Annotated in this window: 20 protein-coding genes and 1 pseudogene; 12 read left to right on the top strand and 9 right to left on the bottom strand. The window is 71.5% G+C overall.

From position 1 onward, the window contains the following. The first annotated feature begins 6 nt into the window (after window positions 1-6). The 4 genes from adh (at window position 7) to AV521_RS09220 (ending at window position 9,082) form a co-directional block, all read left to right on the top strand. A complete protein-coding gene (gene adh, locus AV521_RS09205; protein ID WP_076086158.1) occupies window positions 7-1,530 on the top strand; it encodes an aldehyde dehydrogenase in 1,524 nt (507 codons plus the stop codon). 777 nt (window positions 1,531-2,307) lie between these two features. Beyond that, the gene (locus AV521_RS09210) at window positions 2,308-6,273 is read left to right on the top strand and encodes a Pls/PosA family non-ribosomal peptide synthetase (protein ID WP_079249188.1); all 3,966 of its coding nucleotides are present in this window, start codon (window positions 2,308-2,310) and stop codon (window positions 6,271-6,273) included. Next, window positions 6,270-7,679 (top strand): M1 family metallopeptidase, encoded by a 1,410-nt coding sequence (locus AV521_RS09215; RefSeq protein ID WP_076086160.1) that lies wholly within the window; start codon window positions 6,270-6,272, stop codon window positions 7,677-7,679. Before AV521_RS09210 ends, AV521_RS09215 begins: the two co-directional genes overlap by 4 nt. 629 nt (window positions 7,680-8,308) lie before the next feature. Then, window positions 8,309-9,082, top strand: a complete 774-nt coding sequence (locus AV521_RS09220) for an SDR family NAD(P)-dependent oxidoreductase (RefSeq protein ID WP_076086162.1) — start codon at window positions 8,309-8,311, stop codon at window positions 9,080-9,082. Here AV521_RS09220 and AV521_RS09225 read toward each other — a convergent pair. Next, the gene (locus AV521_RS09225; RefSeq protein ID WP_076086164.1) at window positions 9,064-9,975 is read right to left on the bottom strand and encodes a LysR family transcriptional regulator; all 912 of its coding nucleotides are present in this window, start codon (window positions 9,973-9,975) and stop codon (window positions 9,064-9,066) included. The two genes, AV521_RS09220 and AV521_RS09225, sit on opposite strands and share 19 nt — an antisense overlap. A 146-nt stretch (window positions 9,976-10,121) precedes the next feature. Here AV521_RS09225 and AV521_RS09230 point away from each other — a divergent pair, with 146 nt between their 5' ends. From AV521_RS09230 to AV521_RS09245, 5 genes are all read left to right on the top strand, one after another. Beyond that, window positions 10,122-11,171 carry a YncE family protein gene (locus AV521_RS09230; protein WP_076086166.1) on the top strand — a complete coding sequence of 350 codons (1,050 nt, stop codon included), beginning with the start codon at window positions 10,122-10,124 and terminating at the stop codon, window positions 11,169-11,171. A gap of 108 nt (window positions 11,172-11,279) precedes the next feature. Beyond that, entirely contained in the window at window positions 11,280-12,242 is a 963-nt protein-coding gene (locus AV521_RS09235) for an alpha/beta fold hydrolase (RefSeq protein WP_076086168.1), read from the top strand. Between the two features lie 861 nt (window positions 12,243-13,103). After that, window positions 13,104-13,235, top strand: a complete 132-nt coding sequence (locus AV521_RS50630) for a hypothetical protein (protein WP_256725494.1) — start codon at window positions 13,104-13,106, stop codon at window positions 13,233-13,235. A 23-nt stretch (window positions 13,236-13,258) separates the two neighbouring features. Then, on the top strand, window positions 13,259-13,462 hold the full coding sequence (locus AV521_RS09240) for an isochorismatase family protein (protein ID WP_305965155.1): 204 nt from the start codon (window positions 13,259-13,261) through the stop codon (window positions 13,460-13,462). A gap of 124 nt (window positions 13,463-13,586) precedes the next feature. Further along, window positions 13,587-14,213 carry a DedA family protein gene (locus AV521_RS09245; RefSeq protein WP_076086170.1) on the top strand — a complete coding sequence of 209 codons (627 nt, stop codon included), beginning with the start codon at window positions 13,587-13,589 and terminating at the stop codon, window positions 14,211-14,213. Window positions 14,214-14,328: 115 nt separating this feature from the next. Here the strand turns inward: AV521_RS09245 and AV521_RS50635 are convergent, their stop codons facing one another. The 3 genes and pseudogenes from AV521_RS50635 to AV521_RS09255 all read right to left on the bottom strand — a co-directional run bounded on the left by AV521_RS50635 (window position 14,329) and on the right by AV521_RS09255 (window position 15,684). Next, the gene (locus tag AV521_RS50635) at window positions 14,329-14,478 is read right to left on the bottom strand and encodes an amidohydrolase family protein (RefSeq protein WP_371917014.1); all 150 of its coding nucleotides are present in this window, start codon (window positions 14,476-14,478) and stop codon (window positions 14,329-14,331) included. After that, a pseudogene (locus AV521_RS09250) lies at window positions 14,479-15,087 on the bottom strand (amidohydrolase family protein); the annotation flags it as partial. A 108-nt stretch (window positions 15,088-15,195) separates the two neighbouring features. Further along, on the bottom strand, window positions 15,196-15,684 hold the full coding sequence (locus AV521_RS09255; RefSeq protein ID WP_076086174.1) for a hypothetical protein: 489 nt from the start codon (window positions 15,682-15,684) through the stop codon (window positions 15,196-15,198). Between the two features lie 76 nt (window positions 15,685-15,760). Between AV521_RS09255 and AV521_RS09260 the strand changes: the two genes are divergently transcribed. The 3 genes from AV521_RS09260 (at window position 15,761) to AV521_RS09270 (ending at window position 17,893) form a co-directional block, all read left to right on the top strand. Continuing rightward, entirely contained in the window at window positions 15,761-16,108 is a 348-nt protein-coding gene (locus AV521_RS09260) for a VOC family protein (protein ID WP_076086177.1), read from the top strand. A 103-nt stretch (window positions 16,109-16,211) separates the two neighbouring features. Continuing rightward, window positions 16,212-16,571, top strand: a complete 360-nt coding sequence (locus AV521_RS09265; protein ID WP_076086180.1) for a DUF779 domain-containing protein — start codon at window positions 16,212-16,214, stop codon at window positions 16,569-16,571. 149 nt (window positions 16,572-16,720) lie between these two features. Beyond that, window positions 16,721-17,893, top strand: a complete 1,173-nt coding sequence (locus tag AV521_RS09270; protein ID WP_076086184.1) for a phosphodiester glycosidase family protein — start codon at window positions 16,721-16,723, stop codon at window positions 17,891-17,893. Window positions 17,894-17,895: 2 nt separating this feature from the next. On the opposite strand, the gene AV521_RS09275 is transcribed toward AV521_RS09270, so the two are convergent. The 5 genes from AV521_RS09275 to AV521_RS09295 all read right to left on the bottom strand — a co-directional run bounded on the left by AV521_RS09275 (window position 17,896) and on the right by AV521_RS09295 (window position 22,431). Then, window positions 17,896-18,090: a hypothetical protein gene (locus AV521_RS09275; protein ID WP_076086187.1), complete on the bottom strand. Its 195-nt coding sequence runs from the start codon at window positions 18,088-18,090 to the stop codon at window positions 17,896-17,898. Between the two features lie 102 nt (window positions 18,091-18,192). After that, window positions 18,193-19,056, bottom strand: coding sequence for a phosphatidylinositol-specific phospholipase C/glycerophosphodiester phosphodiesterase family protein (locus AV521_RS09280; RefSeq protein ID WP_076086190.1), 864 nt, complete (start codon window positions 19,054-19,056; stop codon window positions 18,193-18,195). A gap of 161 nt (window positions 19,057-19,217) precedes the next feature. Next, the gene (locus AV521_RS09285; RefSeq protein ID WP_076086193.1) at window positions 19,218-20,291 is read right to left on the bottom strand and encodes an acyl-CoA dehydrogenase family protein; all 1,074 of its coding nucleotides are present in this window, start codon (window positions 20,289-20,291) and stop codon (window positions 19,218-19,220) included. After that, entirely contained in the window at window positions 20,288-21,469 is a 1,182-nt protein-coding gene (locus AV521_RS09290; protein ID WP_076086196.1) for an acyl-CoA dehydrogenase family protein, read from the bottom strand. The genes AV521_RS09285 and AV521_RS09290 overlap by 4 nt, the downstream gene beginning before the upstream one ends. After that, a complete protein-coding gene (locus tag AV521_RS09295) occupies window positions 21,466-22,431 on the bottom strand; it encodes an NADPH:quinone oxidoreductase family protein (RefSeq protein ID WP_076086199.1) in 966 nt (321 codons plus the stop codon). Before AV521_RS09295 ends, AV521_RS09290 begins: the two co-directional genes overlap by 4 nt. Window positions 22,432-22,441: the final 10 nt, after the last annotated feature.

A 22,441-nucleotide genomic window follows, 5' to 3' on the forward strand; every position in this document is an offset into this window, starting at 1 on the left:
ACCAGCATGACTCGTTACGCGGCGCCGGGCACCGAAGGCGCGATCGTCTCCTACCAGGCGCGCTACGACCACTTCATCGGCGGCGCGTACGTGCCGCCGGTGCGCGGGCAGTACTTCGAGAATCCGTCGCCGGTCAACGGGCAGCCGTTCACGGAGATCGCGCGCGGCACGGCGGAGGACGTCGAGCGGGCGCTGGACGCGGCGCACGAGGCCGCGCCCGCGTGGGGCCGTACGTCGGCGGCGGAGCGCGGCGACATCCTGCTGAAGATCGCCGACCGCATGGCGGCCCACCTGGAGCCGCTGGCGGTGGCCGAGAGCTGGGAGAACGGCAAGCCGGTCCGGGAGACGCTGGCGGCCGACATCCCGCTGGCGATCGACCACTTCCGGTACTTCGCGGGGGTGATCCGGGCGCAGGAGGGGGCGCTCTCCGAGATCGACGACGACACGGTGGCGTACCACTTCCACGAGCCGCTCGGGGTCGTCGCGCAGATCATCCCGTGGAACTTCCCGATCCTGATGGCGGCGTGGAAGCTCGCGCCGGCGCTAGCCGCAGGCAACGCGGTCGTCCTCAAGCCCGCCGAACAGACCCCGGCCTCCATCCACTACTGGGTGAGTCTCATCGCGGACCTGCTGCCGCCGGGCGTGCTGAACATCGTCAACGGCTTCGGTGTGGAGGCGGGCAAGCCGCTGGCGTCGAGCCCGCGCGTGGCGAAGGTGGCGTTCACCGGGGAGACCACGACCGGGCGGCTGATCATGCAGTACGCCTCGGAGAACATCAAGCCCGTCACCCTGGAGCTCGGCGGCAAGTCGCCGAACATCTTCTTCGACGACGTGTGGGCGCGCGACGACGAGTTCCGGGACAAGGCGCTAGAGGGCTTCACCATGTTCGCGCTCAACCAGGGTGAGGTCTGCACCTGTCCGTCCCGGGCGCTGATCCAGCGCGGCCACTACGCGGACTTCCTCCAGGCGGCGGTCGAACGCACCCGGCAGATCAAGCCGGGGCACCCGCTCGACACCGACACGATGATCGGCGCCCAGGCCTCCAACGACCAGCTGGAGAAGATCCTCTCCTATCTGGACATCGGCCGTCAGGAGGGCGCGAAGGTACTCACGGGCGGTGAACGCGTCGAGTACGACGGCGAGCTGAAGGGCGGTTACTACGTCCAGCCGACGATCTTCGAGGGCGACAACCGTATGCGGATCTTCCAGGAGGAGATCTTCGGTCCGGTCGTCTCGGTGGCCTCCTTCGACGACTTCGACGACGCCATCAAGATCGCCAACGACACCCTGTACGGACTCGGCGCGGGCGTCTGGACCCGGGACGCCAACACGGCCTACCGCGCGGGCCGCGCCATCCAGGCGGGCCGCGTGTGGACCAACTGCTACCACGCCTACCCGGCACACGCGGCGTTCGGCGGTTACAAGCAGTCCGGGATCGGCCGCGAGACACACAAGATGATGCTGGAGCACTACCAGCAGACCAAGAACTTGCTGGTGTCGTACTCGCCGAAGAGGCTCGGCTTCTTCTAGAGGTACGAGTAAAGGCGCCTGAACTGGGCCTTTGCCCGTCAGGCGCCTTCGGCCGCCAAGTGGGGGGCTCGGCTGGGACTGTCCGGAGGCGGTGCGAGCCACGCCGTGGGCACCGGGCCCTGTCCGGCTCGGGTTCCGGGACCGCGGCCACCTCGTCGCTCAGCAGCGGCAGCGAGGCCTGTCCCTTCGATGACACCGCGTTCAGACCGCCTTCCGGCCAGGCTTTGCGTCACCGTCGCACCGACCGGATGCTCACCCGCAGCTCGCGAACGATGACCGCGTTGTCGTCGCCGCACACGAACCTCTCGGCCGCCGCCTCCATCCCCCAACTGGTCATGACAGGCAGGCCCGCAGTTGAGTCGTCAGCCCACAGCGACGCCGCGCTTTCAACATCGGTAGCGTCCCGAGTTCAAGCTCAGTAAAGTGCTGCGCTGGCAATCCACTGTCCGCGCCGGAACTGCCGTAGTCCCCTGAACGCGCGGAGACGGATGCGCTGACCTGCGGAAGGACGGGTGTGCGAAACCGGTTACATGACTTCGGCAAGAATACCGCCAGAGAATCCGAACCGTTCTCACACCGCTTTCTTTCCGGGGTATCGAGCCACGCACACCCACTCAAACCAATACCCCTCATCCTGGTTTGCAGTTCATCAATTTCAGCCCATGAGTAGGTTGTGAACAAATTGCAATGGGTTGGTGAACCGTCTTGTGCCGCAACGGCATCTGACACGGTGTAAAACAACCAAGCCCGTCGGGGCCGAACACCAGAGGCACGACATTGTCTTCGCCCGCACTCGATGCGCCTCACTCTCCCCACGAACCACCCGGCGACCGGGCGCTGTTCCGCTCCGGGGCAGCTGCGTCGCCGCGCACCCTCATCGACGTCCTTCAGTCCACCGCCGCCATACACCCGGACGCGCCCGCCCTGGACACGGGTACCGAGGTGCTGACCTACCGTGAGCTGTGCGCCGAGGCCGGCCGTCGCGCACAACAGCTCGCCGTACTGGGGATCGGCCCCGGCGACCGGGTGGGAGTCCGGGTTCCGTCGGGTACCGCGGAGCTGTATCTGTCGATCCTCGCGATCCTGCGCTGCGGAGCGGCCTATGTGCCGGTCGACGCCGACGACCCCGAGGAGCGTGCCGCCACCGTCTTCCGCGAGGCGGGCGTGTGCCGCGTACTGGGGCCGTATCCGCAGCCGGTGGACCTTTCGCCACCGTGCGGAGCCGCGGTGGACCGCGGTGCGCCCGCTCCCGGCGACGACGCGTGGATCATCTTCACGTCCGGTTCGACCGGCGCGCCGAAGGGCGTGGCCGTCACCCATCGCTCCGCGGCCGCCTTCGTCGACGCCGAGGCGGACCTGTTCCTGCCCGGCCGGCCGCTGGGCCCCGGCGACCGCGTCCTGGCAGGACTGTCCGTCGCCTTCGACGCCTCCTGCGAGGAGATGTGGCTGGCCTGGCGCTCGGGCGCCTGCCTGGTGCCGGCCGAACGCTCCCTGGTGCGGGCCGGTCACGAGCTCGGCGGCTGGCTCGACGAGCGTGACATCACCGTCGTCTCCACCGTCCCGACCCTGCTGGCCATGTGGCCCGAAGCGGCGTTGCGCCGGGTCCGGCTGCTCATCCTCGGCGGCGAGGCCTGCCCTCCCGGCCTCGTCGAACGGTTCGCGAATCCCGAGCGGGAGATGTGGAACACCTACGGCCCCACGGAGACCACCGTCGTGGCCTGTGCCGCCCGGCTGGAGCCCCGGCGTCCCGTCCGTATCGGACTGCCGCTGACCGGCTGGGAGCTGGCAGTGGTCGACGAGGCCGGGGAACCGGTGGCGTACGGGGAGCAGGGCGAGCTGGTCATCGCCGGCGCCGGAACCGCGCGCTACCTCGACCCCGTCAAGGACGCGGAGCGCTTCCGGCCCTGCCCCGCCCTCGACTCACCGCGCGCCTACCGCTCGGGCGATCTGGTGCGCGCCGACGCCGAGGGACTGGTGTTCCTCGGCCGCGTCGACGACCAGGTCAAGGTCGGCGGACGGCGCATCGAACTCGGCGAGATCGACGCGGCCCTGCTCGCCCTGCCCGGAGTGCGTGGGGCGGCCGCAGCCGTGCAGTCGACGGCGGCCGGAGCACAGCTGCTGGTGGGCTACGTCGTCCCGGAGCCGGGCTGCGACGGACAGGCCGGATTCGAGGCCGACAAGGCCAGGGCACTGCTGAGCGAGCGGCTGCCCGCACCGCTGGTGCCGCTGCTGGCCGAGGTGGCCGACCTGCCCACGCGTGCCTCGGGGAAGGTCGACCGGAAAGCCCTGCCGTGGCCGGTGCCACTCGCCGACGGCGAGGGTGCCGGTGGTGGCACGGCGCACCAGCTGCACGGAACGTCCGCGCGGCTGGCGGACGTGTGGGAGCAACTGCTCGGCCTGCGGCCCGGCCCGGACAGCGACTTCGTGGCGCTCGGCGGCACCAGCCTGACCGCGGCCCGTATGGCGTCGGTGCTGCGCGAGGAGTATCCGGGACTGTCCGTCGCCGACCTCTACCGGCACTCGGTGCTGCAGCGCATGGCCGCCCACCTCGACTCCCTCGCCGGCACCGCGGAGGCCGTACGGCCCGCCCGGCCGGTACCCCGGCGGACCGCTGTCGTGCAGTTCTTCGTCTCCATGGCCGGCTACGCGATCACCGGGCTGCGCGGCCTGGTCGGCCTGGCGGCCGCGGACGACGTGCTCGGCTGGGTGGCGCCGCACAGCTGGGCCCCGCACACGTCGTGGTGGCTGGTCCTCGTGGGCTGGGCGGTGCTGTTCAGCGCACCGATACGCTGCCTGATCGGGGCGGGCCTGGCCCGCGCGCTGGCCGGCTCTATCACTCCGGGCGCCCATCCGCGTGGCGGAGCGGTCCATCTGCGGCTGTGGAGCGCGGAACGGGCGGTGGCGGCGTTCGGTGTCCCGTCGCTGCTCGGCACCCCGTGGGCCGCGCGGTACGCCCGGCTCCTGGGCTGCAGAACCGGGCGGGACGTGCGGTTGCACACCATGCCCCCGGTGACGGGCCAGGCCGAGCTGGGCGACGGATGCAGCATCGAGCCCGAGGCGGACATCGCGGGCTGGTGGCTCGACGGTGACACGCTGCACATCGGCCGGATCTCCATCGGCGCGGGCGCGCGGGTGGGCCACCGCAGCACGCTGCTGCCGGGGGCGGTCGTGGGGCGCGGTGCGGAGCTGACCGCGGGCAGCTGCCTGGACGCCCGGGTCCCGGACGGTCATGTGTGGACCGGCTCACCGGCCCGGCCGGCCGAGCCCGCCGAACGCATCGCCGGTGCCGGGTGGCCCGCGCCTCCGCAGGACCGCCGGCGCCGCTGGCACCTGGCCTACGCGCTGTCCCTCACCGTGCTGCCGCTGCTGTCCCTGGTGGCGGCGGCGCCCGCGCTGTTCGCCACCTGGCTGCTGGTGCGCCACACCGCGACGCTGTCCGGGGCGGCCGTACAACTGCTCGCCGCCGCACCGGTGTTCGCGTTGACGACCACGGTGTGCGGGATGCTGATCAGCGCGCTCACCGTGCGCCTGCTGAACCGCTCGATCACACCGGGTCTGCACCGCGCGGACGGCGGGGTGGCCTGGCGCGCGTGGCTGGTCACTCGCATCCTCGACGGCGCCCGGGGAAGCCTGTTCCCCCTGTACGCGAGCCTGGCCACGCCGTACTGGCTGCGGCTGCTCGGCGCGCGCGTCGGCCGTGGCACCGAGATCTCGACCGTGCTGCCCCTGCCGTCCCTGCTCCAGGTGGACGACGGGGCGTTCCTCGCCGACGACACGCTCGTCGCGCCGTTCGAACTGCGCGGCGGATGGATGCGGTTGGGGCCGGTGCGGATCGGCTCGCGGGCGTTCGTCGGCAACTCGGGGATCGTCGGCCCCGGCCGCGACGTCGACGACCACGCCCTGGTGGGAGTCCTCTCCGACGCGCCGGCGCGGAGCGAGCCCGGGATGTCGTGGATCGGGCGGCCGGCGATGCCGTTGCCCCGGGTGGCCGGGGCCGCCGATCCGGCCCGGACGTTCGCCCCGCCCCGGCGGCTGGTGGCGGCCCGCGCGGCCGTGGAGTTGTGCCGTCTGCTGCCGGTGGTCATCGGCACGCTGCTGGCCGAGGGTGTGCTGCTCGCCGAGCAGGACGCCCTGGACCTCGGCGGACTGCCGCTGGTCGCGCTCGTCGGCGCTCCGCTGCTGCTGGCCGCGTCCCTGGTGGCCTGTCTGACCACGACCGGTGCCAAATGGCTGCTCGTGGGCCGATTCCAGCCGGGCGAGCGTCCGCTGTGGTCGTCGTTCGTGTGGCGCAACGAGCTGTTCGACACGTTCGTGGAGGTGCTGGCCGTGCCGTGGGGGGCGGGAGCGCACCTGGGAACGCCCGCACTGAACTGGTGGCTGCGCAGCCTCGGCGCACGCATCGGACGCGGGGTGTGGTGCGAGTCCTACTGGCTGCCGGAGACCGATCTGATCCGCCTGGACGACGGGGTCAGCGTCAACCGCGGATGCGTGCTGCAGACCCACCTCTTCCACGACCGGATCATGCGGATGGACACCGTGCACCTGGCGGCCGGCGCCTCCCTGGGCCCGCACAGCATCGCCCTGCCCGGCACCACCATCGGAACCGGCGCGTCGATCGCCGCGTCGTCCCTCGTGATGCGGGGTGAGACGGTCCCCGACGGCACCCGCTGGGCCGGCAACCCCATCGCCGGTGTCTCCGCGACCGGCGCCGCCGCGCCGCTCGCCGACGGTGAGGCGGCATGACCTGGTGCAGCCGGCGGACCCTGATCCGCGGCGCCGCGCTGGTGCCGTTGGCGGCGGCGGCCGACGACGAGGGGGTAAGGCAGGCCGCACGCTACTTTCCGGGCCACGGAACGTACGGCCACCGCACGCTCTCCTACGACCTACACCTGGCGTACGACCCGGCCGCCGGCGCGCTCGACGGCCGGGCGCACATCCAGGCGGTGGCGGACCGGCCGCTACGGCAGGTCGAGCTGGATCTCACAGGGCTGACCGTGCACGACGCCCGGGTCGACGGGGCCGTCGTCGGTCCCGGCCGGAAGCGGAACAAGCTGGTCCTGCCCGTGCGGCGCCCCATCGCGGCGGGCACGCCCTTCACGATGGAGATCGGCTACGGCGGGCGGCCCGGACCGGTGCACACGCCGTTCGGTCAGATCGGCTGGGACCGTACCGGCGACGCGAACGAGGGGACACTGGTGGCCGCCCAGCCGCTCGGTGCCTCGTCGTGGTTCCCGTGCAACGACCGTCCGGACGACAAGGCCGAGTTCACCTTCCGGGTGACCGTACCCAGGGGCCACCACGCGCTCGCCAACGGCGCTCTCGTGGAGCGCAGTCGCAGGGGGTCCACGGAGTGCTGGACGTACCACCACCCCGGTCCCATGGCTCCCTATCTCGCCGCGTTGTACACCGGCCGCTTCACCCATGAGACCTGGGAAGCCCGGGACACCTCTTCCGGCCGCCGGGTCACCGGCCGCAACGCCTACCCCATCCATCTGTCCCGCCGGGCCCGGTACGACCTGGCCCGCCAGCCCGCCATGCTGGAGGTGTTCACCGGCTGGTTCGGGCCGTATCCCTTCGAGACCTACGGCGCGGTCGTCGTGGATGCCGAGCTGGACCAGCCCGTGGAGAACCAGACCGCGTCCGTCTTCGGACGCAACCACGTCGACGGCGCCCGGACGTGGGAGACGCTCGTCGCCCACGAACTCGTCCATCAGTGGTACGGCAACAGTGTGAGTCTGCGGGACTGGCGCGACATCTGGCTGAACGAGGGCTTCGCCACCTATGGCGAATGGCTGTGGTCGGAGCACATCGGCGAGGACTCCGCCGACTCCATCGCCCGGGCGGCCTGGCACACGCTGGCGAAGAGCCCGCAGCGCCTGCGGATCGCCGACCCCGGGCCGGACCACATCTTCGACGACCGCGTCTACAACAGGGGCGCGTGTACGCTCCACGCCTTGCGGCTGACACTGGGCGACGACCGCTTCTTCGCCCTGCTGCGCGGCTGGCACCACGCGCACCGCGGCAGCAGCGCCGACACCGCCGCCTTCATCGCGCATGCCGGCCGGTACGCGCCGGCGGCCGTCGAGCCGGTGCTGCACGCCTGGCTCCACGAGAAACAGCTGCCGCCCTTGCCACCGGCACGGACCTGAGTCCGGGTGCCAGACGGTCTCCTGGTGGAGGGCGCAGTGGTGCGATGCCGGGTCGTCCGGGGCAGGGCTTCCGGACGACCCGTCAGGCACGGGCCGCTTACGCCACGACTTTCCCGATGCTTCCCAGGGCCTGGGCGGCGCGTTGGGAGAGCCGCCCCAGCCGGCCCTCCTGGTTGCTGACACAGACATGGCCGTTGCCACCGTCCAGCGCGACGCGGGCGGTGTTCGCCCCCGGCGGAGGCTGGTCACGACGCGTTTGGTGCCGTCGGCCACACCGGACCGCTGGCGATCGTCTTCTTCTCACCGCTCACCGCTCTGCGGGTCGACCGCGACGAGCTGTCCGTCGTTCCAGTCGGCGACACAGGCCTTGCCGGTCCCGTCCAGCGCGACACCGCACGCTCGACCGAATCGCTGACGTGTGCTTCCAGGAAGTGGTCAACGAACTCGTTGCCCCTTCGCCGTTCGGTGAATGTCCTTCAGAAGAGGCCACACCGTAATCGCACGAGAACCCGGACCGGGCCCACGACGATGTAGGGCACAACTGGCAGAAGGCACTCTTGCGCCGTCTCCCGCTGTCGGGTTTACCTGACGCCGGTGACTGATGGTTCGGCGTGCGATGGGGAGTGGCAGTGGACGAGAAGCGGTTCACCGGCAAGGTCGTGATCGTCACCGGTGGCGGGTCCGGCATCGGCGCCGCCACCGCGTACCGTCTCGGGCGCGAAGGCGCCACGGTGATCGCCGTCGGGCGGACCGAGGAGCGGCTCAAGGCGGCTGCCGCCGAGGCCCCGGCCGGTTCGACCATCGTCACGCGTGTCGCGGACGTCTCCGACGAGTCGGCGATCACCGCGGTGATCGACAAAGTGGCGCAGGAATACGGCCGGCTGGACGTGCTGGTCAACAACGCCGCCATCGCCGTACCCGGAACCGTCGAGCACATCGGCACCCCCGCCTGGCGCCAGATCTTCGCGGTCGATGTCGACGGTGTCTTCTTCGCGTCCCGGGCCGCGCTGCCTCATCTGCGGCGCGACGGCGGCTGCATCGTCAACGTCGGCTCCGTGTCCGGACTCGGCGGGGACTGGGGCCTCGCCGCCTACAACGCCGCCAAGGGGGCACTGGTCAACCTGACCAACGCCATGGCCCTCGACCACGGCCACGAGGGCGTGCGGGTCAACGCCGTACACCCGAGTCTCACCCGCACCGAGGTGGCCGCACCCGTCGTCGAGAACGAGGAGATGCTCGCCGCGTTCCAGCGGCGCATCCCCATGCGGCGCCCGGCCGAACCCGCCGAGGTCGCCGATGTCATCGCCTTCCTGGCCAGCTCCGACGCCCGTTTCGTCAACGGCGCCCACATCCCTGTCGACGGCGGTCTCGGCGCCTCCAACGGTCAGCCTCGAATGTTCTGAACCCCGGGCGGGGCCAGGAACGTGGCCGCCAAGCGGTCTCGGAACCAACGGTGGCCAGGATCCGCCGAGTTGCGCGGGTGCCAGGCCATGCCGAAGTCGAGCGGGGCCAGGTCGAGAGGGATGGGGAAGGTACGCAGTCCCAGCGCGGCGGTGGTGTCGGGGAGCCAGTCAGCCAGGGCGAGCGCGACGAGGTCGGTGTCCCGGGCGAGGATCATGGCACTCGTGTGGCTCGGTACGACGACGGCGATACGGCGTCTCAGTCCCCGCTCCGCGAGGACGTGGTCGATGGAGCCGAGGCGTTTGCCGTGCCGGGAGATGCCGATGTGGTCGGCGGCGGCGAAGCGGCGGGCGTCGATCCGCTTCTCGAAGAGGGGGTGACCGCTGCGGGCGACCCCCACCAGGGTCTTCTGGGTGAGGTGCCGGGTGCGGATCTCCGGGTCCAGGTGTCCGAGTACGCCCAGTTCGACGTCCACCTCGCCCTGTCTCAGGGCCGGGCCGCCTTCCAGTGCTTCGGGCAGGAAGACCACGTCCACCCGCGGGGCCTCTGCCCTGATCCGATCGGTCAGGGTCCCGGCGATGCCCGCCAGGAGCAGGTCGGTGGCCTGCACGGTGAAGGTGCGCTGGAGATGTACGGGCTCGAAGCCGGCTCCGGGCCTGAGGACGTTGTCGCAGCCGCGCAGCAACGCACCCACTTCTTCGCGGAGTTCCTGGGCCCTGGGCGTGGGGACCATGCCCTGCCCCGCCCGGACCAGCAGTGGGTCGCCCACGACGCGGCGGAGGCGGGCCAGGGTACGGCTGACCGCCGCGGGTGAGGTGCCGAGGCGCTCGGCGGCCCGGGTCACGCTGTTCTCCTGGAGCAGGGCATCCAGGACGCGCAGTAGGTTGAGGTCCATGACGGATTGCTCCTGAAGTGCATTTTTGCGTCTGAGGCAAGAACTGGGTGCCGATTCTTGCATTGTTGCGGCACCGGTGCGCGCGGAGAGTGGGGATGTCCGCGCGAGACGCCGGACATCCATCCACTCCTGAGAAGGAATTCGCCATGGAGAGTTCCCCGCGCGCCGGCCGGGAAGGTGATGTGCTGGCCGTGGTCAGCCAGAGCGGCCCCTCGGTCTCGTTCTTCGACGCCGCCTCCGACCGGCACCTGGGCTCGGTGCACACCCACGCCGAGCCGCACGAGCTGTGTTTCGACCCGGTTCAGCGACTGCTGTGGTGCACGATGACGTATCACTCGGGCTTCTATCGCGCGAACAGCGGCCGGCGGACCGAGCTGACCGTCATCGACCCCGACACGCGCCGCGTCGTCGAGGTGGTCGACCTCGCCCCGGAACACGCGCCGCACGGGATCGCGTTGGACGCGGCGGGCGGTTGTCTGTACGTCAGTGTGGAGAGCGGGGCCGACCGGTCCGGCGGTGTCGTCGTCATCGACACGGAGACCCGCCGTCCTGTGGGCAGGATCGACACGGACGCGCCCGGCTCGCACTGGGTCGCCGTCGATGCGGCCGGTACGACGGGCTGCGTCGCCAACAAGGAGGCGCCGTTCGTGTCCGTCCTCGATCTCAAGCGGGGGATCCTCACGGCGAAGGTCGAGGTGCCCGGCTGTGAGGGGATCGCGGTCTCCGCCGACGGCACGTACGCCTACGTCGCCACGCCGTACCAGGGCTCCGTCTCCCCCGAGGAGGCAATGCCCCCTGGCATCAAGGTCGTCGACCTCCGGACGGTGTCCGTGGTCGACACCCTGCCCGTCGAGTCCGCCGTCATGCCGGTGCACCTGACGTCGACGGGCAAGCTGCTCGCGGGCGAAGTCCGCACGGAGCACGACCCCGTGTCCCGAACGAGCCGCATGACACCGGGTCGCCTCACGGTGTTCTCCGCCGGCACCCGCCGGCGGATCGCCGACTTCGAGGTGGGGCTCTGCCCGCTGACCATCGCCTCGTCGCCCGACGGCCGGATCGCCTATGTCGCCTGCTACGCGTCGGCCACCGTCGACCTCCTCGACCTGGAGACGCCGCAGCACCTGACCCGGCTCGGCCACCCCGCACTCGGCGCGTCCGGCACCCACGGCCTGGCCTACATCCCCGCCCCGTCCTGACCTCGCTCCCCTTTCTGGCGGTGACCACCGTCAGCAGCAGGTACACGCCGCCGCGGAGCGGGAGTTCAAAGCGCCGCGCCGAAGATCACTTCACGTACGCTCGGATGCATGGTTGAGCATCGAATGATTGACGTGAACGGCATTCGGCTGCACATCGCCGAGCAGGGCGACGGCCCTCTGGTGGTGCTTCTGCACGGCTTCCCCGAGTCATGGCACTCCTGGCACCACCAGTTCGGCCCGCTGGCCGAGGCGGGCTTCCACGTGGTCGCCCCCGACCAGCGTGGATACGGACGCAGCGACCATCCCGAGGACGTCGGCGCGTACTCCGTCCTCCACCTCGTCGGTGACGTCGTCGGGCTGGTCCAGGCCCTGGGTGAGGAGAAGGCGTACGTCGTCGGGCACGACTGGGGCGCACCGGTGGCCTGGCACACCGCGCTGCTGCGGCCGGACCTGGTGCGCGCGGTGGCCGGCCTGAGCGTGCCGCCGCCGTTCCGGGGGACACAGCCCCCGCTGGCCGCCATGGACAAGATGTTCGGCGGCCGCTTCTACTGGAACTACTTCAACCGGCCCGGTGTCGCCGACGCCGAGTTCGCGCAGGACACGCGCACCGCTCTGCGGAAGTTCTTCTACTGGGGCTCCGGCGACGCACCGCACGCCAGCGACGGCCAACAGCCACTCGTCGACCCCGACCGCGGCTGGCTCGCGGACATGCAGGACCCCGAGGTACTGCCGGCGTGGTTCACCGAGGACGACCTCGACGCGCTCACCGAGAGTTTCTCCAAGGGCTTCACCGGTGCTCTCAACTGGTACCGCAACCTCGACCGCAACTGGGAACTGACCGCTCCGTGGCACGGCGCCCGCGTGACCCGGCCCGCCCTCTACATCTACGGCGACCGCGATGTCGTCCCCGCCTTCCCGGGTACGCCCGAGCTCATCGCGAAACTCCCCGAGCTCATGCCCAACCTGTGGCGCGAGCCCCTCGCACTGGCGGGCTGCGGACACTGGACCCAGCAGGAGCGCCCGGACGAGGTGAACACGGCGCTCATCGAATTCCTCAGGGCTCATCGCTGAGCGCCACCTCCGGCAAACTCGACAAGCAACTCGGCGAAGTTGCTTGTCGAGTTGTACTGCGGTGATGAACACGAACCCCTGGCCGCAGCAGTCCACTGCGACCGCGCAGCGCCCCCACGTCGCGATGAAACGGCTGCGCACTCCCCTGCGCGCGGAGTCGGGGCAGCATGCGACCGGCGTGCCAGCGAGCTGCGTGGGGCCCGGTCACCACGGCGCGGCTCGCCACGCTGGTCCATCACGCAGAGCCTGGCGGTACTCAAGGCCGCGCCGGCCTGATCCACAGCGAGCCGGACCCGCAGGACGGCCGCCGGAAGCTGATGAGTCCCGATCCGTCCGCGACCGATCTGGTCCACAGGCTGCTCACCGGTCGCGCCTCCTCACTGGCGCGCGCCATCGACCAGGTCATCGTCATCGCCCCGGACGAGCGCAAGGACGTGGAGAAGGCCATCGAACCGCTGGAGCGGCTCGCCGCAGCCGATCCGGGCGCCGGCGCGATATCCGGTCCCGGCCGGCGATCTCGCCCACCAGCCCTTCGTGGACGTTCACGACCCCGCTCTACGTGGGCTCCAGCCTCAACCTCGCTGGGCAGCACCGCCGTGCTGGTCGGCGGCCTCGGCCAGAATCTGGCGATGCTGACCGTCGCCCGGGTCATGGTCGGTGTCGGCCCCTCGGCCGCCTTCCCCTGTGCGATGGTGCTGATCCGGCGCCGTGCCGACTGGGCCGGTCCGCAGGATCCGCCGGCGGGGTGCTCGGGGGGAGTCGTGATCGCGGGCATGGCCAACGCCGCCGTCGGACCGCCAATCGGCGGGCTGCTGGTGGGCACCGCGGGCTGGCGCCGGGCTTCTGATCGAATTCCCGGTCATGGCGATCGCGATGACGATGGCCGTGCGCGGACTGTCCGAGGATCCCCCGCTCGACCGCCGTGACAGCGGCCCGCGTCAGGTCGCCGACCGGATCGACCTGCCCGGCATCCTCGGCTTCGCGGGCAGCTGAGCGTCCGCGGCATCGGCACCCCGGTGCTCGCCGGAGTCAGCACCGGCGGCGTCGTCCTGTCCGCCCTCATCGACGCCGCCGATCGCGACTACCGCGTCCTCGTCCTGTCCGACGGCGTCGCCGACCCCGCCCCCGAGACGCAGCGGGTGCTCGTCGACAAGGTCTTCCCGTCCCGAGCCCACGTCATCGACACCACCGTGCTGCGCGAACTGCTCCGGTCCGCCTGAGGCAGCACCCGGCCCCGCTCGCTGTCGCGGCCGATCACCGGAACGGGCCGGTCATGACGCGGGCGGTTTCGGGATGCGCGGGTGATGCTGGTGAGCGAGTACCCCTGCGAGGAGGCTCGGCCAGGTGATAGCCGTCAACCCGATGAACAGCGCCTCGGTGCTGGCCGCCTTCGGCGCGCTCGGCGTCCTGGTGGTGATCTTCGCCGAGTCGGGTCTGCTGGTGGTCGGCTTCTTCCTCCCTGGTGACACGCTGCTGTTCCCCGCCGGTGTCCTGTGCGCCGGCACCGCTCACCAGCCGCCCCGGCTCGCGCTGTGGCAGGTGCTGCTGTGCGCGGCCGTCGGGGCGGTGGCCGGCGGACAGGCCGGGTATCTGATCGGCCGGCGCGGCGGACAGGCCCTGCTGGCCCGCACCTCCAGCCAGCGGGTGAAGACGGCGGCCGCGCGAGCCGAGGAACTGCTCGCACGGTACGGCTACGGGAAGGCGCTGGTCATCGGCCGGTTCGTGCCGCTGCTGCGGACGGTGCTGCACCCGGTGGCCGGCGCGCTCGGGGTGCCCGTGCGGACGTTCACGCTGTGGCAGACCGTGGGCGGAGTGCTGTGGTCGCAGACGCTCGTCCTCGCGGGGTACAGCCTGGGGACGTCCGTTCCGCACCTCGACGACTATCTGCTGCCGCTGGTGGCCGTGGTGGTCGTCGTGTCGATGCTGCCGCTGCTGATCGAAACGTGGCGGGGACGGCGCGAACGCCGTTGAGAGTGCCGCGCTGTGCCATCGATGGTCTGCGGCGCCGTCGTGGCTGATCGCGACCACGCGGCGCATATCGATACAGCGTCGCGCCCCTGGAGGGCGCCTATACCCCTGCCTCCCGCTATGTGATCGGGCCCCCTACGACCGTGAGCAGCACGGGTGGTTCCGCCGGGTCCGTGTCGGGCACGGTGAGCGGGTCTTCCGACAGGACCGTGAGGTCGGCCCGGTGACCGACGGCGAGCCGGCTCGCCCGGTCCTCCTCCCCCGCCACCCGGTCGGCATTGACGGTGCCGTTGTCGATGGTGCCGTCCATGAACAGCTTCACGCCCGCCACCCGCCACAGCGCACCGCCGGTGCCCTGGATTCGGATCAGCTCGGCGACGGCCTCGTCGTCCGTCTCCGGCCGGCACCAGGGCGCGATCCGCAGGGGCAGCGGCAGGGGCAGGGCGTCCTCGGCGGTCCGGGCGCGCACCTCGGCCTCGGTGGGCCGGGGGGCGACGGCCTCGACGAGTTCGCAGGCGGCGTCCTCCAGCAGCAGCCCGGTGGGCCGGCCGACGGCGTCGCAGACGATCTCGGAACCCTGCTCGAACCGGCGCGGACCGTCGATGCCGGCGAGTTCCAGCGCGCGCTCACTGGCCGGCGCCGAGTGCGCGTCGAAGAGGTCGATGAGGGCGGGTATGCCGTCGAGGACCGGGCCGAGGGCGGCGTTGCCGACCGGGGCGGTGCCGAAGGCGTTGGGGTCCAGGCCCCAGCCGCGCAGCCAGGCGCCCGGCCGCAGCTCCCGTACCGCCGTGGCGAGCGCGGTCCGTACGGCGTCCAGGTCGCGGCAACCGGACAGGTCGACGCCCATGGTGCGCTCGGCGCCGGACACCGGGTGCACGGTGTCGACCTGGCCCTGCCGGCGGGCCTGCTGGTGTCCTCGGCGGCGTACGCGCTGCTGATGCGCCGGGTCCGCGCCACTTCCTGAGGACGCCGAACGCCGGGCAGGTCAGCGGAGCTTGCGGTCCTTGGGGCGCTTGCGGTTGGGACGGCGGGGGCGGTGGATCGTGTCCAGTTCGCCTACCGCCGCGCGGATATGGGCCAGGTCGCCCCGGCGGGAGCCGCCCGCGCACCACCAGGACGGCCGTCCGTCGACGTCGCGCGGGTGCATGCCGAGGTCATGGACCGTGCAGAGCGGCCACACCCGCCACAGCCGCTCCGTCACCGTCTCCTGGGCGGCGTCGGCGACGGCCATCAGGGTTTCGGCGGCGGACTCCGCCGGTATCAGGGAGTTGCCGTGCGCCTCACCGTTGGAGAGGGCAACGAAGACCTGCTCGTCCAGGTCCGCGGACTCCGGGTGGGCGATCAGGCGCAGGGGGCGCTGGTCGGGAAGGGTCGCCGCCAGGTCCTGGTTGACGACCGCCAGTGCCTCGTCCCACAGCGGATAGTCGCCGGTGACCACGAGGCGCGGCTCGGGCCGGCCGAAGAAGGCGCACATGCCCGCATCCTCTCAAGCTCATGGCCCACTACTGTGGCCACCGTCCACAACAGCCCACCGTCCGTGGAGCCGCGAGATGCCTGTCCGCCGTGTCGTGCCCAACATCCACTCGGCTGCGCCGCAGCAGAGCGCGGAGTTCTACGGAGAACTGGGGCTGGAGGAGGTCATGAACCACGGCTGGATCGTGACGCTGGCCTCCCCCGGGAACCCGGCCGTACAGCTCAGCGTGATGACCGAGGACCGCACCGCGCCCGTCGCCCCGGACCTGAGCATCGAGGTCGAGGACGTCGACGCGGCCTACGCGACGATGGTCAAGCGTGGCGCGCAGATCGTGCACCCGCTGACGGACGAGGAGTGGGGCGTACGGCGGTTCTTCGTGCGGGACCCCGACGGGCGGGTCGTGAACGTGCTCGGCCATCGCTGAACCCGTCCGCCGCAGCCAACGACGCCTTCTGGACGGGCCTGTGACGATCCGTGAGACTGGACCGGGTCCACGCCCGTGCCCCGGCTCTTCTGGACGGTGACCCATGGTTGAGGAAACCCCGCGCGTCGAACTCACCCCGCAGGCCGCCGACCTGGTGCGGCGGCTGCGTGCCGAGCACGGTCCGCTGATGTTCCACCAGTCGGGCGGCTGCTGCGACGGCAGCGCGCCCATGTGCTACCCGGACGGCGAGTTCCGCACCGGCGGCTCGGACGTGCTGCTGGCGGAGCTGACCGTGGACGGTGTGGCCGAGCCCGTCACCTTCTGGATGTCCCGGAGTCAGTACGCGGCGTGGAGCCACACCCGGCTGATCGTCGACGTCGTCCCCGGACGGGGGAGCGGATTCTCACTGGAAGCACCCGAGGGAGTGCGTTTTCTCACCCGTTCTCGCGTAGTCGACGTCTAGTCGGCCCGGCGGTCGCCGCGCTCTGGTCCACTGCCCTTGACACCCGCAGGACAGGGACAGTTGACGAGACATCAGGGGGCACGGTGACCAGACGTCACAGGCGTTCGGCAGCGGGCAGAGCGGTTCTCACAGTTGTCACGGCGTTCGGGATGCTGGCCGGTGCGGCCCTCGCGGGGGCGGCACCGGCCGACGCGGTTCCGGACGGCAAGCGGATCGCGCCGGGCGTCACCTACCGGCAGTTCGACGTCGACGCGAGCGCGGGCCCGACCCACGCCCATCTGCTCACGGTCGACCTGGCCAATCCGCACGTCCGGGTCGATCTGCTCCATCCGGGCGCGGTGGCGGTCCGGGCCACCGTCTCGGCGATGGCGGACTCCGCCGGGGCGGTCGCGGGCGTCAACGGTGACTTCTTCAACATCACCGAGACGCAGCACCCGGGCGTGGAAGCCACCGGCGCGAGCGTCGGACCGGCGATCGCGGACAGGCAGGTACTCAAGGCGGCGGTGCCGAACGGCCAGCGGTTCGGGCCCCCGCTGCCGCCGGGCACGACCACCGAGGACGTCTTCGGGGTGGGCACCGACCGGCGGGCCCGGCTGGACCGGCTGTCCCTCGTCGGCAACGTCGACACACCGGAGGGCACCGTGACACTGAAGGGCCTCAACCAGTACGCGCTCCCGGTGAACTCCGTCGGCGCCTTCACCTACCGGTGGGGCAGCGCCTCCCGGACGCGCTCCGTGTGCGGCACCGACACCCGGCGATCGGCGCCGTGCAGCACGGACACGTACGAGGTGAAGGTGCGGGGCGGTCGGGTGGTCTCCGCCGCCGACACCCCGGGCAGCGGCACGATCCCGGCGGACACCACGGTCCTCGTGGGCCGCGAGGAGGGCGCACAGCGGCTGCGCAAGCTCTCGGTCGGTGACGCGGTGACCGTGACGCACCGTCTGGTGGCCGCCTCGTCCGCGGTGCCGTACGCGTTCGCGATCGGCGGCTTCCCGGTCCTGGAGGGCGGGGAGGCGCGCTCCGGCCTCGACAACGTCACCTCGGCGGTGCGGACGGTCGTGGGCTTCAAGGACGACGGACGGCAACTGCTGATCCTGGCCCTGGACGGCGCCGCCGACTACCGGACCGGTATGACGGTCGCCGAGGAGGCCGGCACCATGCGCTCGCTGGGCGCGTCCGACGCGTTCAACCTCGACGGGGGCGGCTCGTCCGAGCTGGTCACCCGCGAAGCGGGCGCGAGCACCGTCACGGTCCGCAACCATCCGAGCAGCGGCGCCGAGCGTCCCGTGGCGAACGGCATCGGCGTGTTCTCCGCCGGCTGATCTCAGGGGTGCAAGCTGCTCACCAGGTCGGCGGTCGTGGTGAGTCCGCTGTGGATGGTGGGTGCCATGCTCGTGCCGGCGAGATAGAAGCCTAGCAGCACGCAGACCAGCGCATGGGAGATCTTCAGCGCGCCGTTGCGCATGAAGATCACGGCCAGGATCAGCAGCAACAGCACCGCCGAGATGGAAATGGCCATCGGGAACCTCCTCCGCCACGCCCCTTGTGCGGCGTTCGGCCGTAAGTGTGGCGTAGCGGAGGGTTCGTCCGGGCGGCTGACGTGTCCCCCGAACGTGTGGTGTTACGCGGTGGGATGAGAGTCGAGGAAGGCCTCCAGGCCTGCCAGGTCATCGGTGTTGAGGTAGTCGACACCGGCGGCGAGCAGTTCCGTCCACAGGGCGTCGCGGGCCGGGCCCGCGACGTCCGGCGTGGCCCAGAACCGCACTTGCTGCCCCCGCGCGTGCGCGGCGGCGGTGATGCCGTACAGCTTCCGCCGTTCAGCGTCGGGGAACGTGCCGTCACCCGACCAGGTGAAGACCTGCGTCCAGTTGTCACTGATCAGCGAGATGAAGGAGGCGGGCGCGGTGCTGCCGAGGTCGGTGAGCCGGCCGTCGTAGAAGGCGAGCCGCTCGTCCTGCGCCTCCATGGGGACACGGGCGGCGCGGTCGCCGGAGATGACGGCGGTGACGGGTCCGCGGTGGATACGGCCGTGGTCGTACCGGGTGAACAGGTGCGGACAGCGGCGCAGATGGCGGTCGAGTTCAGCGTACGTCGAGGAGCCCTCGGTCTTGATGTCGATGAGGAGCTGCAGCGGTCGGCGCCAACCCCGGTACACCGAGCCGTGGTTGTTCTTCACGATCGCGGCCAGCGGATCGAGGTAGAGGGATTCGAGGGTGCGGGTCGGATCCAGCTCGGAGCTGTCGTGACCGATGAGGAGCTGGTCGCCGACGAGGAAGATGTCGGCCTCGACGCTGCCGAAACGGTGGTCGAGCGCGTCGAACAGGGGCCGGGGGTGCTCGTAGTCGTTGTGGGCGTGCGCGTTCCACAGCGGACGCCGACTCCGGTCGGGGCTGCCCGCCCAGGCCTGCGACCCGGGCAGGACGACCGCGCCGGCGAGCGCGGCGCCAAGGGTGGTGAGGGCTCTGCGACGGGTGGTGAGGGCCATGCTCTGCCTCCCTGGAGGTGCCGGATGGGACCGGGGAGAGTATGCGTGGCCTCACCAACCAAGGGGCCCTGCCTCGCGGGGAGTTGGCGCGTTGTTCACCTCGGCGGAGCAGCCCCGTGAGGAAGCCCGCCCCTGGTGGGGCGGGCTTCACCTGGCCGGGATCAGGGTGCCTGGAGGTCGACCAGTTCGGCCAGCGCTTCCCGGTGCGCTCCCGCCGTGCCGTAGGCGATCGAGTCGGCCTTGGCCCGCTTCAGATACAGGTGGACCGGATGCTCCCAGGTCATACCGATGCCGCCGTGCAACTGCACCGCCTCTTCCGTGGCGTGGACGGCGACGGGCGCCGCATACGCCTGCGCGACGGCGACCGAGATCTCCGCGTCCTCGCCGGAGGCCAGCGCGTCCGCGGCTGCCCGCGCGGCCGCCCGGAGGTTGACCACCTCCAGCCACAGCTGGGCGAGCCGATGCTTGAGTGCCTGGAAGCCGCCGACCGGCCGGTTGAACTGCTTGCGCTCCTTCAGATAGCGGACGGTCTCGGTCAACGCCCAGTCCGCGACACCGAGTTGCTCGGAGGCGAGCAGTCCGGCGGCGGCACGCAGGGCACGTCGTACGGCGGGCTCCGCGGCGCCGATGCGGCGGCCGGGGGCGTCCACCAGCCGTACCGTCGCCAGCGGCCGGGTCAGGTCCAGGGAGACCTGCGGGGTGACCGTCACGGCGTCCGCGGTCACGGCGTACAGGCCGCCGTCGTCGGCCGGGACGAGCAGGACGTCGGCCACGGCCGCGTCGGCGATGCCGGTCAGCTCCCCGTGCAGCGTGCCGTTTTCGAGTCGTACGGTCTTGACGGCGGCGCCCGGAGCCGTGTGCAGGCCGACGGCGAGGGCGCCGATGGCGCGCCCCGAGGCCAGCCGGCCCAGCAGCTCCTCGTCATCGCAGGCCAGCAGGGCCTCGGTGGCCACGACCGCGCTGGTGAGGTAGGGCACGGGAGCGACAGCGCGGCCCAACTCCTCCAGTACGACGGCTACTTCACGCGCGGACGCGCCCTGGCCGCCCTGCTCCTCGGGGACCAGGAGCCCGGCGAGGCCCATGCCCTCGGCGAGGGACTTCCACAGGGCGAGGTCGTGCGGGGCGTCGGACTCGCCGCGGGCGATGACGTCCGCCGGCGCGCAGTGGTCCGTGAGCAGGTCACGGACGGCGGCGCGCAGCGCCTCTTCCTCCTCGGAGTAGAGAAGATCGCTCATCGGGCCAGGTCCTTCCAGGCGACGTCCTTGTCGGTGCGCGGCTCGGCGGGCAGGCCGAGGACCCGCTCGGCGACGATGTTCAGCAGGACCTCGCTGGTCCCGCCCTCGATGCTGTTGCCCTTGGAGCGCAGATAGCGGTAGCCGGCGTCACGCCCTGTGAAGTCGACCAGCTCGGGGCGGCGCATGGTCCAGTCGTCGTACAACAGGCCCTCCTCGCCGCGGAGTTCGACCTCCAGGCCGCTGATCTCCTGATTGAGGCGGGCGAAGGCGAGCTTCATACCGGCACCCTCGGGGCCGGGCTGGCCGACGGTGAGCTGCTGGCGCAGGCGCTCCGCGGTGAGGCGGGAGACCTCGGCCTCGACCCACAGCTTCAGCAGCCGCTGGTGCAGTTCGTGGGTGCGCAGTTCGGGGCGCTCCCGCCAGGTCTGGGCAACCGGGCCGATCATGCCGCCCTCGCGGGGCAGCCGCATGCCGCCGATGGCCACGCGCTCGTTGTTGAGGGTGGTCTGGGCGACCCGCCAGCCGTCGCCGACCTCGCCGAGGCGGCGGGTGTCGGGGATGCGGACGTCGGTGAGGAAGACCTCGTTGAACTCGGCCTCGCCGGTGATCTGGCGCAGCGGCCGGACCTCGACGCCGGGGTCGGTCATGTCGCAGACGAAGTAGGTGATGCCCGCGTGCTTGGGCACGTCCGGGTCGGTGCGGGCGATGAGGATGGCCCAGCGGGCGAGGTGGGCGCTGGAGGTCCACACCTTCTGCCCGTTGACGAACCAGTCCTCGCCCTGCCGTACGGCCCGGGTGCCGAGCGCGGCCAGATCGGAGCCGGCGCCGGGCTCGCTGAACAGCTGGCACCAGACCTCCTCCCCCGTCCACAGCGGCCGCAGAAAGCGCCGCTTCTGCTCCTCGGTGCCGTACTTGAGGATCGTCGGCGCGGCCATGCCGAGGCCGATGCCGATGCGCCGGGGGTCGTTGTCGGGGGCGCCCGCGGCCTCCAGTTCGGCGTCCACGACGCCCTGCAGGGAGCGCGGGGCACCCAGTCCGCCGAGGCCCTCCGGGTAGTGCACCCAGGCGAGGCCGGCGTCGAAGCGGGCCCGCAGGAAGTCCAGGCGGTCCGTGCTCGCCGGAGGATGCCCGGCGAGCAACTCCCGTGTGCGGCGGACCAGTTCGTCGGCGTCGGTCATGCTGCTCCCTCCATCACCACGGCGATCCGGCCGGTGGACCGGCCGTCCGCCACCTTCTGCACGGCCAGATGGGCCTCGCCGAGCGGCACCCGCTCGCTCACCAGCGGCTTGATCGCGCCCCGGGCGGCCAGTTCGGTCAGTTCCTCGTGGCAGCGCAGGATGAGCTTCGGGTTCTTGGTGGCGTACAGGCCCCAGTGCAGGCCGAGGATCGAGTAGTTCTTCACCAGGGCGTGGTTGAGGGCCGGGCTGGGGATGCCGCCGCTGGCGAAGCCGACGACGACGATCCGGCCCTCGAAGGCGACGAGCTTGGCGGACTGGGCGTAGGCCTCGCCGCCGACGGGGTCGTAGATCACGTCGGCACCCCGGCCGCCGGTGGCCTCCTTCACGGCCGCGATCACGTCCTCGCTGCGGCGGTCGACCACCACGTCACAGCCCAGCTCGCGGGCCACGGCGGCCTTGTCCGCGCCGCCGACGACACCGATCACGGTGGCGCCGGCCGCCTTGCCGAGCTGCACGGCCGCGCTGCCGACACCTCCGGCGGCGGCGTGCACGAGCAGGGTCTCCCCCGCCTCCAGGTGGGCCCGGCGGTGCAGACCGAACCAGCCGGTCTGGTAACCGATGTGCAGCGCGGCGACCTCGGCGTCGTCCAGCGCCTCAGGCGCGGGCAGCAGGGCGCGGGCGTCGGCGAGCGCGTACTCGGCGAAACCGCCGTACGGCAGCGCCGGGTTGGCGATCACCCGGCGGCCGTCCTCGGTCTCGCCGCAGATCTCCACGCCGGGCGTGAACGGCAGCGGCGGGCGCACCTGGTACTGGCCGCGGCACAGCAGCGCGTCCGGGAAGTTGACGTTCGCGGCACGCACGCGGAGCAGCACCTGGCCCTCCCCGGGCGTGGGCCGCTCCACCTCCGCCAGGCGCATCACCTCGCTGGGCTCGCCGTTCTCGTGCACTTGCCATGCCTGCATGCGGGGCCTC

It is taken from the genome of Streptomyces sp. IMTB 2501 (genome assembly GCF_001953885.1).
Classification (GTDB): domain Bacteria; phylum Actinomycetota; class Actinomycetes; order Streptomycetales; family Streptomycetaceae; genus Streptomyces.

Excerpts from the sequence above, each read along its gene's own strand:
- adh (WP_076086158.1), top strand. The coding sequence starts at position 7 with ATGACTCGTTACGCGGCGCCGGGCACCGAAGGCGCGATCGTCTCCTAC.
- AV521_RS09215 (WP_076086160.1), top strand. The coding sequence starts at position 6,270 with ATGACCTGGTGCAGCCGGCGGACCCTGATCCGCGGCGCCGCGCTGGTG.
- AV521_RS09225 (WP_076086164.1), bottom strand. The coding sequence starts at position 9,975 with ATGGACCTCAACCTACTGCGCGTCCTGGATGCCCTGCTCCAGGAGAAC.
- AV521_RS09230 (WP_076086166.1), top strand. The coding sequence starts at position 10,122 with ATGGAGAGTTCCCCGCGCGCCGGCCGGGAAGGTGATGTGCTGGCCGTG.
- AV521_RS09235 (WP_076086168.1), top strand. The coding sequence starts at position 11,280 with ATGGTTGAGCATCGAATGATTGACGTGAACGGCATTCGGCTGCACATC.
- AV521_RS50630 (WP_256725494.1), top strand. The coding sequence starts at position 13,104 with ATGGCGATCGCGATGACGATGGCCGTGCGCGGACTGTCCGAGGATCCC.
- AV521_RS09255 (WP_076086174.1), bottom strand. The coding sequence starts at position 15,684 with ATGTGCGCCTTCTTCGGCCGGCCCGAGCCGCGCCTCGTGGTCACCGGC.
- AV521_RS09260 (WP_076086177.1), top strand. The coding sequence starts at position 15,761 with ATGCCTGTCCGCCGTGTCGTGCCCAACATCCACTCGGCTGCGCCGCAG.
- AV521_RS09265 (WP_076086180.1), top strand. The coding sequence starts at position 16,212 with ATGGTTGAGGAAACCCCGCGCGTCGAACTCACCCCGCAGGCCGCCGAC.
- AV521_RS09270 (WP_076086184.1), top strand. The coding sequence starts at position 16,721 with ATGCTGGCCGGTGCGGCCCTCGCGGGGGCGGCACCGGCCGACGCGGTT.
- AV521_RS09275 (WP_076086187.1), bottom strand. The coding sequence starts at position 18,090 with ATGGCCATTTCCATCTCGGCGGTGCTGTTGCTGCTGATCCTGGCCGTG.
- AV521_RS09280 (WP_076086190.1), bottom strand. The coding sequence starts at position 19,056 with ATGGCCCTCACCACCCGTCGCAGAGCCCTCACCACCCTTGGCGCCGCG.
- AV521_RS09285 (WP_076086193.1), bottom strand. The coding sequence starts at position 20,291 with ATGAGCGATCTTCTCTACTCCGAGGAGGAAGAGGCGCTGCGCGCCGCC.
- AV521_RS09290 (WP_076086196.1), bottom strand. The coding sequence starts at position 21,469 with ATGACCGACGCCGACGAACTGGTCCGCCGCACACGGGAGTTGCTCGCC.
- AV521_RS09295 (WP_076086199.1), bottom strand. The coding sequence starts at position 22,431 with ATGCAGGCATGGCAAGTGCACGAGAACGGCGAGCCCAGCGAGGTGATG.